The 13,622-nt window shown below is 73.2% G+C and carries 9 protein-coding genes; 2 read left to right on the top strand and 7 right to left on the bottom strand.

Features of this window, described 5'->3' with window-relative positions:
- Positions 1-169: 169 nt before the first annotated feature.
- From Psi01_RS21040 to Psi01_RS21010, 7 genes are all read right to left on the bottom strand, one after another.
- Complete coding sequence (locus Psi01_RS21040; protein ID WP_239127888.1) at positions 170-1,870, bottom strand: prenyltransferase/squalene oxidase repeat-containing protein; 1,701 nt, start codon at positions 1,868-1,870, stop codon at positions 170-172.
- 143 nt (positions 1,871-2,013) lie between these two features.
- Positions 2,014-2,898 (bottom strand): terpene synthase family protein, encoded by an 885-nt coding sequence (locus tag Psi01_RS21035; protein ID WP_204065763.1) that lies wholly within the window; start codon positions 2,896-2,898, stop codon positions 2,014-2,016.
- A complete protein-coding gene (locus tag Psi01_RS21030; protein ID WP_204065762.1) occupies positions 2,895-4,313 on the bottom strand; it encodes a cytochrome P450 in 1,419 nt (472 codons plus the stop codon). Before Psi01_RS21030 ends, Psi01_RS21035 begins: the two co-directional genes overlap by 4 nt.
- A gap of 378 nt (positions 4,314-4,691) precedes the next feature.
- Positions 4,692-5,696: a methylmalonyl Co-A mutase-associated GTPase MeaB gene (gene meaB, locus Psi01_RS21025; protein WP_204065761.1), complete on the bottom strand. Its 1,005-nt coding sequence runs from the start codon at positions 5,694-5,696 to the stop codon at positions 4,692-4,694.
- Positions 5,697-5,740: 44 nt separating this feature from the next.
- Positions 5,741-7,948: a methylmalonyl-CoA mutase gene (gene scpA / locus Psi01_RS21020; RefSeq protein WP_204065760.1), complete on the bottom strand. Its 2,208-nt coding sequence runs from the start codon at positions 7,946-7,948 to the stop codon at positions 5,741-5,743.
- Positions 7,945-9,804 (bottom strand): methylmalonyl-CoA mutase family protein, encoded by a 1,860-nt coding sequence (locus tag Psi01_RS21015; protein ID WP_204065759.1) that lies wholly within the window; start codon positions 9,802-9,804, stop codon positions 7,945-7,947. The genes scpA and Psi01_RS21015 overlap by 4 nt, the downstream gene beginning before the upstream one ends.
- Positions 9,805-9,872: 68 nt before the next feature.
- A complete protein-coding gene (locus Psi01_RS21010) occupies positions 9,873-10,646 on the bottom strand; it encodes a peptidoglycan recognition protein family protein (RefSeq protein ID WP_204065758.1) in 774 nt (257 codons plus the stop codon).
- 201 nt (positions 10,647-10,847) lie between these two features.
- Here Psi01_RS21010 and Psi01_RS21005 point away from each other — a divergent pair, with 201 nt between their 5' ends.
- Together Psi01_RS21005 and Psi01_RS21000 are read left to right on the top strand one after the other, a co-directional pair.
- Positions 10,848-12,440 carry a serine/threonine-protein kinase gene (locus Psi01_RS21005; RefSeq protein ID WP_204065757.1) on the top strand — a complete coding sequence of 531 codons (1,593 nt, stop codon included), beginning with the start codon at positions 10,848-10,850 and terminating at the stop codon, positions 12,438-12,440.
- A gap of 60 nt (positions 12,441-12,500) precedes the next feature.
- A complete protein-coding gene (locus Psi01_RS21000) occupies positions 12,501-13,613 on the top strand; it encodes a DUF5925 domain-containing protein (protein WP_239127887.1) in 1,113 nt (370 codons plus the stop codon).
- The last annotated feature ends 9 nt before the right edge of the window (positions 13,614-13,622 follow it).

The raw sequence follows: 13,622 nt of genomic DNA, 5'->3' as shown, positions 1-13,622 counted from the left end.
GCGAGCAATTTCAGCAATCGGCAAATGTGCCGAATAGCCAACACAAGTCACGGCTCAGCGGGATATCCCACCTCACACCCGCCGAACCCTAGCAATGTCCATAAACACACTCAAGGCAGAGGGGAATGAATGATGCCTTCTGTCCCTTTTGTAGGTTTACGGTGGATTTTCAGAGCGGGTCAGAATCTGGTAAGGCCAGCGTCCGCTCCGTCAGATGGAGCGCCCCCAGCACCGCCGCACGGACGATCGTCACCGGCAGGTACAGGTCCTTGTCGACCCACAGAGGCGGCGCCTGCCGGTCACGCAGCTCCAGCAGCCGGCGGTACCCGCGCTCCACGGCATCCCGCGGCCCCGGCCGGTCCCCCGCCGGTGCGCCGGTGAGCGCTCCCGCGAGCGACGTGGCCGGCGACCCGGCGGGCGAGCCGGTGAGCAGCAGGGTCTGCAGCGCGTAGGCGGTCTCCTCGGCGGTGCCCTCCCACCGGCCCCACGACCCGTCCGGACGCTGACCGCCGAGCACCCAGTCCACCGCGCGTCCCACCGCGCCCGCCGACTCGGGGCCGCCGAACTCGTGCAGCGCGATCGCGCAGCAGGCCGTGGCGTAGTACGGCGAGGCGTGCCAGCGGTCCGGCCAGCTCCCGTCACCCCGCTGGAGACCGCGCAGCCAGGCCGACAGCTTGGCCACGACGGCCGTGTGGCGGGGCTCCCCGCCGCGGCGCCGCACGTACTCCCCGAAGGCGTCCAGGACGTGCGCGTTGGTCGTCGGGGACATCCCCTCCTCCCCGCGCCAGGTGCAGAAGTGGGTCTCCGTCTCGAACGACCACAGCCCCCGGGGCTCGTGCGGCTCACCGAGCAGCGCCAGAGCGTGCAGCGCGACGGAGGTGGTGTCGGCGTCGGCCGGCAGCCCCGGCCCGGTGGCCGCCCCCTCGGGGGCCAGCGCCTCCCGCAGGCTCGCCGCCAGCTCGGGCGGCACGTCCACCGGGACCCCGGCACGCCGCAGCCAGCTCAGCGTCCACCCGCGCTCGAACAGGGTGATCGGGAAGGCGCAGGGCACCGGCCCGCCGGAGCGCGCCACCACCGCCTCCAGATACCGCCGGACCGCGGCCTCCCGCTCCGACCGCTCCGGACCGTCCGGTACGGCACCGTCCGCCGCCCGCCGATCCTGCGAGCCGTACGGCGTGGCCTCGTGCACGGACGCCTGCTCCCGCGCGCCGTACCGCGCGGCCAGCCAGGCGGCGCTCGCGGCGGGTGAGGCGCCGACGGCCGCCATCGCGCCGGGCATCGGGGTGGGGGCGACCCCGCAGGCGGCCGCCGCCTCGTGGCCCGCGATCTCCAGTGCGTGCACCAGCTTCTGCGGGACCGCCGCGCCGGAGGCCAGCAGGGCCCGGACCGACGTCAGCCTGGCCTTGCCCATGCCCGGCGGCAGCTCCGGTCCACGGCCCCCGGGACGGCCCTCGCCGGGCAGCCCGGCCTCGAGGTGGCCTTCGATCAAGTCCAGCAGGGACGGCACGATCAGCTCGATCGCCGGCAGGTCCGGCAGGGGCGTGCCGCCGTACGGTCCCTCCTGGAGGGCTTCCAGCCCGCGGGCGGCGGCCTTGGCCAGGAGTCCGGGATCGGCGTGGGAGGCCTCGCGCCGCAGCTCGGCCAGCAGCGCCTCGACCGCGCTCAGGGTGGGCACCAGGGCGTACCCGCCGGGCGGGCCCCAGGCGCCGTCCGCGCGCTGGGCGTCGAGCAGGTAGTCGACCCGGCCGGCGTGGCCCGCCAGCCACGGGGCCAGGCTCACCACCCGGCCCGTCTCGTACGGCGAGGCCGACACCCGGCCCCAGGGCTCGGCCAGCAGCCCGGCCACCAGCTCCCGGGCCTCCGCGACCACGCCGGCTCCCGGTCCGCCCGCCTCCGCGACCACGTCAGTCCTCGGACCGCCCGCCCCCGGCGGAGCCTCCGATCCGGGCGCCCCGGCAGGCGCGGACGGCCGGACCGGGGCATCGGTGGATCCGACGGGCAGGCCCGTACGGCTCACAGCGTCCCCCAGTAGTCGCCCACCTGGTAGAACCCCGCGCAGAAGTCCATCTGCCGCTCCATGTAGGCGGCCAGTCCCGGGTGGGCGCCGCGCAGCGGGGCGAGCAGCTCGCGGGCCCCGGCGGCGAGCTCGGCGACCCGCCGCTCCACCTCCTCGCGGCCGGCGCCCAGCAGCAGGGCGTTGAGGTCGCCCCAGGCGACGTCCCGCTCGTAGGTGCCCAGGTCGTTGAGGAGGCGGATGACCCGCTGCACGGCCCGGCCCGCCTCGCGCAGCGGTCCGATGCCGGCGACCGGGTCCTGACCGGTGACGTGGATCCAGTGGGCGGTGAAGGCGAAGGAGAAGCCCAGGTTGTCGGCGTTGTCGAGATATTCGTCCAGGGTCGGCGTGACCCCGTCGGCCTTCCAGCGCCACTCCGCGAGCATCCCCTCCAGCATGCACCTGAGCTCGTCGCGCCAGACCGGCCCGAGCGCCGCGAAGGCCGGTGAGGCGGCGAGCTCGTCGCGGACGTCGGCGAGCATGCGCGTGAGGTCGTCGCCGGGGAAGGGCGGGGCGCCGGCCGCCACGTCCAGGCACCGCCGGGCGATGTCCTCCACCTCGGCCCGCGAGGTGGCGGCGTAGTCGACCAGCCAGTCCAGGCCGAACGCCCACAGGGAGGTCTTGTTCGCCATCCGCAGCTGGTCGGGGGTGAACCACGGGCCGCTGAAGGCCATGGCCAGTGAGAGCGTGCTGTACAGGGCGGCGTCGAACGGCTTGGCGGAGAACAGGTCCGGATAGGTCTTGGCCCACTCGCGCATGTCCCGCTGGGAGCGGCCGGCGCCGGCGCAGATCGTTCCGCACTCCGCCGCCGTCGGCCGGGCGGCGGGATCGGGCTGGATCGTCATCGGGCGACCGCGCTCCGATCGTGTCCGGCCACGGCGCTCCGGCCGCGCCGGGCGAAGGACACGCCCAGCTCGATCCTTCCCTTGGGGCGCAGCGAGGCGGCCCAGGCCACGGTGTACGGCCCCGGAGTACGCACCGACAGGCGGAAGCGGCTGAGGATGGAGGCCACGATGAGCGGCGCCTCGACGTAGAACAGGTGCTCGCCCAGGCACTTGTGCGGGCCGCCGCCGAAGGGGAAGTAGGAATAGCGGTGCCGGCGCTCCCCGCCTGCGGTCTTCTCCGATGCGAACCGCTCGGGGTCGAACTCGTCGGGGCGCTCCCAGAACTCCTCCAGCCGCTGCGTGGCGTAGGGAGTGATCAGCACCGTCGAACCGCGTTTGATCCGCACACCGCCGATCTCCGCGTCCTCCATGACGTGCCGGGGCACCAGCCAGCCCGACGGGTACAGCCGCAAGGATTCCAGCAGGACCATCCGCGTGTAGGCGAGCTGCGGGACATGCTCGGCGCGGGCGGGCCCGTCCCCCACCACCTCGTCGATCTCCGCCTGGAGCCGGGCCGCGATGTCCGGGTGCCCGTCCAGCAGCAGCCACAGCCAGGTGAGGATCATCGCGGTGGTCTCCGACGCGGCGGTGTACACGCTCACCAGGGCGTCGCGGATCTGCTTGGCGGTGAGCCGCTCGCCGTTCTCGTCGGTGAAGCGGCAGAGCACGGAGACGATGTCGAGGTTGTCGTCGGGGTGGGCCATCGCCTCGCGAACGACCGGGTACACCACGTCGTCGATCTGCTTGATGCCCCTCAGGCAGGCCCGGTCACGCGGGATCCTGATGAAGTAGGGCATGAACGGCATGAGGAAGCGGTAGACGAGCGAGTGGGACACCAGGTCGATGGCGGGGATGATGCGCTCGGCGTCCTGCCGGCTCAGCTTGTCCCCGAACAGCACCCGGTTGACGATGTAGGTGATGATGCCCGACATCTCGGTGGTGGCGTCGATGTCCCGCCCGGTCCGGGCGTGCTCGTCCCACTCCTCGATGCGCCCGGCCACGCGGGCGGCCATCTCCTCGGCGAGCGTGGCGATGTACCTCGTGGTGAACAGGGGCTGCAGGATCGCCCGGCTGGTGCGCCAGTGTTCGCCGTCACTCATGATGCCGTGGCCGAACAGCCGCTCCAGCGGCCGCCAGAACATCCCCACCCGCTGGTAGTTCGTCCACTCCAGGCGCATCACCTGCTGGACGTGGTCGGGGTGGGTCACCAGGTAGGGCCGGAACGGGCCGAGATTCAGCCGGACGACCTGGCCCTCGGCCTCCCGCGCGAACTCCAGCAGCGCGCCCGCCGGGTCGTGCATGAGCCTGCGCACGGTCCTGCGCATAGGGATGGACCTCACCCGCCGGACGGATCCGGCCCCCACGTCGATCGCCATGCCAAGCGTCTCCCACCTCGCGTGAGCGAATCCGCGCAGCGCGGAACACCGTCCGCGTGGCCACGCGGGCGGGACGGCACACCGGGAACCGGGACACCGCTCCGTGCCCCTTCTCCACCCGGGAACGGGTCAGGACCGATCGGCCGCCGGTCCCCCGGACGTTCCCGGGCTTCGCCGTACACCCCTTAGGGGCGTTACACGCTAAAAACGCATCGCATCACAGCATTCGCATTTTCTCCGGATGAAGTATCACATGATCCACTAGTCGTGATCAAGCTCGCATCCAATCCGAATTATCTCTACATCCGGACAAACAGCACTGTTAACGCTAAGTTAACGAGAGTTCCGCGAAGGGACTTTCCGGATTCTCCGGTACGGTCACCCGGCGTGACGGCCGAGCTGTTGCGGGGATCCGCCCTCCCGCAGGAAAGCCGCGAGGATGCGGTCGGCGGCCAGGGCGGGCGTGAGCGTGCCGTCGAGGACCCCGCGCTCGGCCTCGGCGGCGGCCGCCGCCACCGCCGGATGGTCGTGCAGCCGCCGCAGGAGCCGGTCGGTGACCATGGACCAGGTCCAGCCGACCTGCTGGCGCCGCCTCTTGTCGGCCAGCTCGCCGGAGGCCTCCAGGGCGTCGCGGTGCGCGACGATCTGCCGCCACAGCTCCTCCAGCCCGGCGCCCTCCCGCCCGCTGCACGTCAGCACCGGCACCGCCCGCTCCGAGCGCAGCAGCCGCAGCGCCCCGGCCAGTTCCCTGGCGGCCCGGCGGGCGTCCATCTCGTGCGGGCCGTCGGCCTTGTTGACCGCGATCACGTCGGCCAGCTCCAGCACGCCCTTCTTGATGCCCTGGAGCTGGTCGCCGGTCCTGGCCAGCGCCAGCAGCAGGAAGGTGTCCACCATGTCCGCCACGGCGGTCTCCGACTGCCCGACGCCCACGGTCTCCACCAGGACGACGTCGTAGCCGGCCGCCTCGACGACGACCATGGCCTCCCGGGTCGCCTTGGCGACCCCGCCGAGGGTGCCGGAGGTGGGCGAGGGCCGGATGAAGGCGTTGTCGTCGACCGCCAGCCGGGCCATCCGGGTCTTGTCGCCCAGCACGCTGCCGCCGGTCCGGGTGGAGGAGGGGTCCACCGCGAGCACCGCCACCCGGTGGCCCTCCCCCGTCAGCAGGGTGCCGAGCGCGTCGATGAACGTGGACTTGCCCACGCCGGGCACGCCGGAGACGCCCACCCGGCGGGCCCGGCCGGCCAGCGGGGTCAGCTCGACGAGCAGCCGCTGCGCCAGCTCCCGGTGGTCGGCCCTGGTGGACTCCACGAGGGTGACGGCCCGGCCGATCCAGCGCCGGGAGCCCGAGCGCACCCCCCGGACGTAGTCCTCAAGAGTGCTCACGGCTCAGGACCCCGTCACGGCGTACGGCCTCACCGCACGCGGCCTCAGGACTCATGACCCAGCCGGGCCGACAGCTCCGCCAGCAGGCCCAGGGCTGCCTCGGCGATCACGGTGCCCGGCGGGAAGACCGCCGAGGCCCCGGCCGCGCGCAGCTCCTCGACGTCGCCCGGCGGGATGACGCCGCCGACGACGATCATGATGTCCTCGGCGTCCAGGTCGGCCAGGGCCCGCCTCAGCGCGGGCACCAGGGTCAGGTGCCCGGCCGCCAGCGAGGAGACGCCGACCACGTGCACGTCGGCCTCGACCGCCTGGCGGGCGACCTCCTCGGGCGTCTGGAACAGCGGGCCGACGTCGACGTCGAAGCCGAGGTCGGCGAAGGCCGTGGCGATCACCTTCTGGCCCCGGTCGTGGCCGTCCTGGCCCATCTTGGCCACCAGGATGCGCGGGCGGCGCCCTTCGGCCCGCTCGAACGCGGCGCACGCCGTACGGACCTCGTCCACGCCGGACCCCACCTCCTCGCGGTACACCCCGGAGATCGTACGGATCTGGCCGGCGTGCCGCCCGAAGACCTTCTCCAGCGCGTCGGAGATCTCCCCGACCGTGGCCTTGGCCCGGGCCGCGTCCACGGCCAGCGCGAGCAGGTTCTGCTCCAGGCCGGGCGCGCGGGTGCCGTTCACCGCGGCGTCGGCGGCCTTCGTCAGGGCTGCGAGCGCCTCCTCCACCGCGCGCGGGTCGCGCTCGGCGCGCAGCCGGCGCAGCTTGTCCAGCTGGCTGGCCCGCACGGCGGTGTTGTCGACCTTGAGCACCTCGATCGGCTCGTCGGCGTCGGGGCGGTACTTGTTGACGCCGATGACCGGCTGCCGTCCCGAGTCGATGCGCGCCTGGGTGCGGGCGGCGGCCTCCTCGATGCGGAGCTTGGGCAGCCCGGCGTCGATGGCCCTGGCCATGCCGCCGGCCGCCTCGACCTCCTCGATGTGCGCCCGCGCCTTGGCGGCCAGCTCGTGGGTGAGCCGCTCGACGTAGTAGGAGCCGCCCCACGGATCGATCACCCGGCAGGTGCCCGACTCCTGCTGCAGCAGCAGCTGGGTGTTGCGGGCGATGCGCGCGGAGAAGTCGGTGGGCAGCGCCAGCGCCTCGTCCAGGGCGTTGGTGTGCAGCGACTGGGTGTGGCCCTGGGTGGCGGCCATCGCCTCGACGCAGGTGCGCACCACGTTGTTGAACACGTCCTGCGCGGTGAGCGACCAGCCGGAGGTCTGGGAGTGGGTGCGCAGCGACAGCGACTTGGGGTTCTTCGCGCCGAACCCCGCCACCAGCTCCGACCACAGCAGGCGGGCGGCCCGCAGTTTGGCGACCTCCATGAAGAAGTTCATGCCGATGCACCAGAAGAACGACAGGCGCGGCGCGAACCGGTCGACGTCCAGCCCGGCCTCGACGCCCGCCCGCAGGTACTCCACGCCGTCGGCGAGGGTGTAGGCCAGCTCCAGGTCGCACGTGGCCCCGGCCTCCTGGATGTGGTACCCGGAGATCGAGATCGAGTTGAACTTCGGCATCCGCTCGCTGGTGAAGGCGAAGATGTCGGAGATGATCCGCATCGACGGCCCCGGCGGGTAGATGTAGGTGTTGCGGACCATGAACTCCTTGAGGATGTCGTTCTGGATGGTCCCGGCCAGCTGCTCGGGCGCCACCCCCTGCTCCTCGGCGGCCACGATGTACAGCGCCAGGATCGGCAGCACCGCGCCGTTCATGGTCATCGACACGCTCATCCTGTCCAGGGGGATCCCGTCGAACAGCTGCCGCATGTCGTAGATCGAGTCGATCGCCACGCCCGCCATGCCGACGTCGCCGGCCACGCGCGGGTGGTCGGAGTCGTAGCCCCGGTGGGTGGCCAGGTCGAAGGCGACCGACAGGCCCTTCTGCCCGGCGGCCAGGTTGCGCCGGTAGAAGGCGTTGGACTCCTCGGCGGTGGAGAACCCGGCGTACTGCCGGATGGTCCACGGCTGGTTGACGTACATCGTCGGGTACGGCCCGCGCAGGTACGGCACCGCGCCCGGATAGGTGTGCGGGAAGTCCAGATCGGCGATGTCGGCGGCCGTGTAGAGCGGCTTGACCGCGATCCCCTCCGGGGTGTCCCACACCAGATCGCCGGGGCCGTGACCGGTCTCCTCCCGTACGGCCCGCGCCCACCGGTCCGGATCGCCCGGTACGGCGTCCGTCCGGCCGCCCAGCTCAATTCCCGAAAAATCCGGAATCACCGGGTCACCTCCAGGTCGTCGAAGGTCTCGCGGAGCACGGCGAGGGCGTCGCACCCGGCGAAGATCGTGGCGTCCACTCCCCCGTAGGATCCCTTCCCCGCCAGCCACACCTTCCGCGCCCCGGCCGCGCGCAGCGCCGCGGCCACGGCCTCGGCGTGCTCGCCGTACAGCCGGTCGCTGGAGCACAGGCACGCGACCGGCGTGCCGCTCGCGGTGAACGCGGCGGCGATCCGCTCCGGATCGGTCTCCGGTCCGGACAGGACGGTGGCGATGCCCCCGGCCTGGAACAGGTTGGCCGCGAACGAGGCCCGGGCCGTGTGCGCGGCCACCGGGCCGATGGTCGCCAGGAAGACGCTCGGCCGGGTCTCCTGCGCGTCGGCCAGGTCTCGCAGCGCCTCGAAGTCCTGCGCGTAGGCGATCCGCGGCAGCCCGTCGCCGGTCCGCCCGCTCTCCCCCGCCGCCGTGTCCGGCCGGGGCGCCCGTACCGGGATCCGCTCGTTGAGGTCGGGGAACTCGCTGACGCCGGTGATGGGGTCGCGGCGGTGGGCGATGTTGGCCATCCGCCGCTCGCGGGTGCCGGCCAGGCGGCCGGCGACCAGGCCCGAGTCCAGGGCCGCGGCCATGCCGCCCGCGCGCTCGATCTCCCGGAACCACTCCCAGGCCCGGCCCGCGAGGTCCTCGGTGAGCCGCTCGACGTAGAAGGAGCCGCCCGCCGGGTCGGTCACCCGGGCGACGTGCGCCTCCTCCACCAGCAGCGAGTGGGTGTTGCGCGCGATCCGGCGGGAGAAGGCGTCGGGCAGGCCGAGCCGGGTGTCGAACGGCTGGACGGTCACCGCGTCGGCGCCGCCGACCCCGGCGGCGAAGCAGGCCAGGGTGGTGCGGAGCATGTTCACCCACGGGTCCCTGGCCGTCATCATGGCCGAACTGGTCACCGCGTGCTGCGCCTGCCCCGCCCCGTCCACTCCGCAGACCTCGGCCACCCGCGCCCAGAGCCGGCGCGCCGCGCGGAGCTTGGCGACGGTGAGGAACTGGTCGGCGGTGGCGGCGTAGCGGAACTCCAGCTGCCCGAACGCCTGCTCCGGGGTGAGCCCGCCGTCCGTCAGCGCCCGCAGGTAGGCGACACCGGCGGCGATCGAGCAGCCCAGCTCCTCGGCGTCGCTCCCGCCCGCGTCGTGGTACGGCGTCGCGTCCACGACCATCGCCCGCACCCCCGGGAACTCCGCCACGCACCTGCGGGCCAGCTCCACCGCCTCCGCGAGCTCCACGGGCCCCGCGGGCGCGCCGGTGCGGGCACGCAGGCCCAGGGGATCGGCGCCGAGGGCGGCGGTGAGGGCGGTGGAGGCCTTCTCGGCCGGCCCCGCCCTGCGGGCCGCGAGCGCGAACAGGGCCTCGGCGGCCTCGCGGGTGCGCCCGCCCGCCTCCAGCGTCACCGAGATGAGCTCCAGGTGGACCCGCTCCAGCACCTTCGGCAGGTCCTGCGGCTCCAGGGCGAGCCAGAGCGAGGTGACCCCGCTCTCCAGGTCGGCGAGGACGGCCTCGGGGTCGGGCACCTCGTGGCGCTGCCGTACGTCCCAGCCGCCGGCCACCGGGCGGGAGCCGCGCGTGTGGGGCGCCAGGCCCGGCAGGCCGGGGTCGCCCGGCAGGTCGGACAGATCGTAGAGCGGCGCGACGGTCACCCCGTCATAGGTGACCGAGGCCAGCGCCTCCTCCGGAGTGGGGGCCTCCACCCCGGACTTGCGCAGCACTCCCAGCGCCAGCTCCCGCCACTGCTCGCGCGTGGCCGACGGGAACGGCGGAGAGGAGGCGGGCGACGGGGACGCTGCGGCCGGTCGGGGCTCCTCGGGCGGCACGGTCATGCACCGGATAGTAAGCGGCCCCCGTCCAGAACATTACTTCGGGGGCCGCTTGGCGCGTTCCCGGGCGTTCAGGTGACGGGCTCCTCCCAGGAGGCGTTCCAGGTGGCGCGGTCGACCTCCCCGGTCACGGGCAGGCCCTTCTCCCGCTGGAACTTCCGGGCGACCTCGCGGGACTGCGCGCCGTACAGGCCGTCGACGTCGATGTTCCAGCCGCGCGTGCGCATCTGCTGCTGCCAGGTGCGCACGTCCTCGCCGACCATGACCGGCGGGTACTTGAGCGTCCGGCCGGGGAAGGAGGGGTGGGGCTCGGGCGGATCGGGGTCTCCGCCGCCGCCGGGCCGGGGCGCGCCCCGCCTCACCCACGCGTAGAGCGCCTCGCCCGGGCAGGAGGTCGCGTAGCCGTCACGGTGGCCCTTGATCTCCCGGCCGGCGCCGCCGCGGTCGCGGAGGTATTCGACGGCGTCGAGGATGCCGTGCAGCATCTCGTCGTTCGGCTGGACCAGGCCGGAGGAGCCGACCAGGCCGAGCACCGCGTAGTGGTCGCTGTTGAGCCCGGAGCCGTTGGCGGCGGGAAGGCGCTTGGGACCGCGCCCCATGAACACCTTGCGATGCGGACAAGCGATCATGGAGTAGCCGATGTCCATCCATCCGTTGCCGTCCATGTGCTGGTTCTGGATGGACTTCACCAGCGACACGCACTTCGCGTGGTCGCCGACGATCGCCGGGTCGACCCGTCCCCCCGTGTAGTGAACCTTCACCCCTCTCGTCGAGCTGAGCGAGGAGTAGGAACCGCTCGGCGAGCGGGCACCCCATTCACGACGGGACACGAGGTCGATGGCCACAAAAATCTCCAGGGGGTCGAGCAATGGTGGCTAACCGGAGCGTAATAGGTGACGCGGCGCGTGACGGGAGGTTTACCGATTGATTTACCCAGGCTCCTACGTCGCGACTCCGGAAACGGACGATCGCTGACTTTCCGTGAAGTGGCCAGCTAAACCCGCAGCCCTATCCCCGTTCCCGCCCGTGTCGCTAGCCTTGACCGCGTGCCCACGGCTCCGCTGACCCCCGACGACCCCGACAGGCTCGGTGAGTTCCGGCTGGCCGGAAGGCTCGGCGAGGGCGGCCAGGGCGTCGTCTACCTCGCCTACGGCTCCGACGGGCGGCCGGTGGCGGTCAAGCTGCTGTTCCGCTCCGACGCCGAGACGCGCAGGCGGCTGACCAGGGAGCTGTCGGCCCTGGGGAGCGTCGCCCCGTTCTGCACCGCGCGCGTGCTGGACGCCTCGGTGGACGGGCCCCGGCCCTACGTGGTGAGCGAGTTCGTCGACGGCCCCTCCCTTGAGCAGCGGGTCGGCCGGCACGGGCCGCTGCGCGGCGGCGAACTGGAACGCCTGGTCGTCGGCACGGCCACCGCCCTGGCGGCGATCCACGCGGCCGGGGTCGTGCACCGCGACTTCAAGCCGTCCAACGTGCTGCTCGGCCCGGACGGCCCCCGCGTGGTGGACTTCGGCATCGCCAGGGCCGACGGCCCGGCGACCCAGACCTCCGGCCTGATCGGCACCCCCGCCTACCTGTCCCCCGAGCAGATCTCCGGCTCCCAGGCCTCGCCCGCCTCCGACGTGTTCGCCTGGGCGGCCACCATGGTCTACGCGGCGAGCGGCAGGTCGCCCTTCGGCGCCGACACCGTGCCCGCCGTACTGCACCGCGTCATGACCCACCACCCCGAACTGTCGGCCCTGCCCGCCCGCTACCGGGGACTGATCGCCTCCTGCCTGGACAAGGACCCGGCCCACCGCCCGGGGGCCCGCGCCCTGATGGTCAGCCTGATAGACCCCGGGGCGGGGACCGCGCCCTCGACCGAGGACCTGGCCAGGATCGGCAGCGAGATGGCCTCCCCCACCGGCGCCCCGCACGACCCCCGCGGCCACGCCGTACCCGGCCCCCATCCCGCCGCCCCGCCCCGCCACGCCGCCTCCGGTGCCCCGGGGGCCGGCGCCCGCCTCTCCGACCCGGGACGGACGGGCCCCGGATCCTCCGCGCTCACCACCCGGCCGGGACGGAGACGTCGCCGGGGTCTCGTGGTCGGCTCGGTCCTGGTGGCGGTGTCCGCCCTGGTCGTCGCCGGGATCGTCGCCTGGACGGTCCTCGGCGACCGCACCGGTGACGCCCTCGGCGGCGGGACCATGTCGGCCACCGGGTCCGCGTCCGCCGGGCCGACGGGAGACGCCACGGGGAACGCCGCGGGGGAAACCGCCTCCGCGCAACCCGAGAAGACGGGAGAGAGCACCGCGCCCCCGGCGAACGCCCCGAAGATCCCGGACTCCTTCGCCGGGGAGTGGGCCGGTGACGGCATCACCTCCACCAATCCCCTCGCGTCCGGGGCGAAGCGGATCGAGGTCGAGCTTCAGGCGGGCAGGAGCGACGCGGGCTGGGCCGAGCCGGGCAGCAGGTGCACCGGGCGGATCACCTTGCAGCGCGTCGAGCAGGACACCCTGGTCTTCGCGCTGGGAGCCGAAACCGGCTGCGTTCCGGGGACGGTCTGGCTGGCCAGGAAGGACGACCGGCTCACCTACACCTGGAAGGACGAGCCGGGGCTCGGCCTCGTCACCGAGACCGGCGAGCTGTCCAGGACCTCGTGACGCCGGGACGCGGCGGAAAACCCTTCGACCTGTACGGCGGTGACCGGGATCATGGTCGTCATGTCCGTGCTGAAGGAGGTACGTTTCGCACCGGAGCAGCGCCCGGCGGAGCTGCCGATGAACATCTGGCTCGACGACGGCGACACCGCGGTCGACGTCATCGACGCCCTCGCGCTGTCCCCGTTCGCCTCGGGCGACCAGCCCTGGTCCCGTACGGTCGGCCTGGAGCGGGTGCGTTCCGACGCCTCTCTCATGCCCGCCGCCGGGACGCTCGTGCGCTCCGCGAGGGAGGACGACGGCCGTGACTCGCGCCTGATCGTCGGCGAGGGCTGGACGCTGCGCGTGGTCCGCTACAAGAACCGCTCCGCCACGCTCAGCGTGAGCGCGATCAGCGACGAGCTCGCCAGGGCGGTCCTGGAGGAGATCACCGAGGACGCGACGGAGCCCGCTCCGGAGAGCGACCACGTCGAGATGGGCTTCTGGTGGCGGGGCGGCCACGGCAGCCGCCGCTCGGGCAAGCCGATCACCACCACGCCGTGGGAGAGGATCAGGGGCAACTACGCCCGGTCGCTGCACGACCCGCTCTCCCGGCTGATGTCCGTCACCCCGGACGAGGTGCGCGGCCGCCTGGTGCTGCTGCACGGCCCGCCCGGCACCGGCAAGACCACCCTGCTGCGCACCCTCGCCCACGAGTGGCGGTCGTGGTGCCAGGTCGACTGCGTCCTGGACCCCGAGCTGCTGTTCGGCTCCCCCGGCTACCTGATGGAGGTGGCGGTCGGCTCCGACTGCGGCGACGGTGACGGCGGCAAGTGGCGCCTGCTGGTCCTGGAGGACTGCGACGAGCTGATCAGGGGCGGGGCCAAGGAGGCGACGGGGCAGGGCCTGTCCCGCCTGCTCAACCTCACCGACGGCCTCCTCGGCCAGGGCCGCGACGTGCTGGTGGCCATCACCACCAACGAGGATCTGGCCCGCCTGCACCCGGCCGTGGTCCGCCCCGGCCGCTGCCTGGCCCAGATCGAGGTGGGCGCGCTGCCGTACGACGAGGCGTCCGCCTGGCTCGGCACCGGCGAGGGCGTCCCCGCCTCGGGTGCCACGCTCGCCGAGCTGTTCGCCCTCCGCGAGGGCGTGGCCGCCCAGTCCACGGCCCCCGACACCACCGGCCTGTACCTCTAGATCACCTCT

Source organism: Paraplanobispora siamensis (assembly GCF_016863175.1).
GTDB lineage: Bacteria > Actinomycetota > Actinomycetes > Streptosporangiales > Streptosporangiaceae > Planobispora > Planobispora siamensis.
Note: the sequence above shows the minus strand (reverse complement) of the source record. Positions and strands in the feature narration are given on the sequence as shown.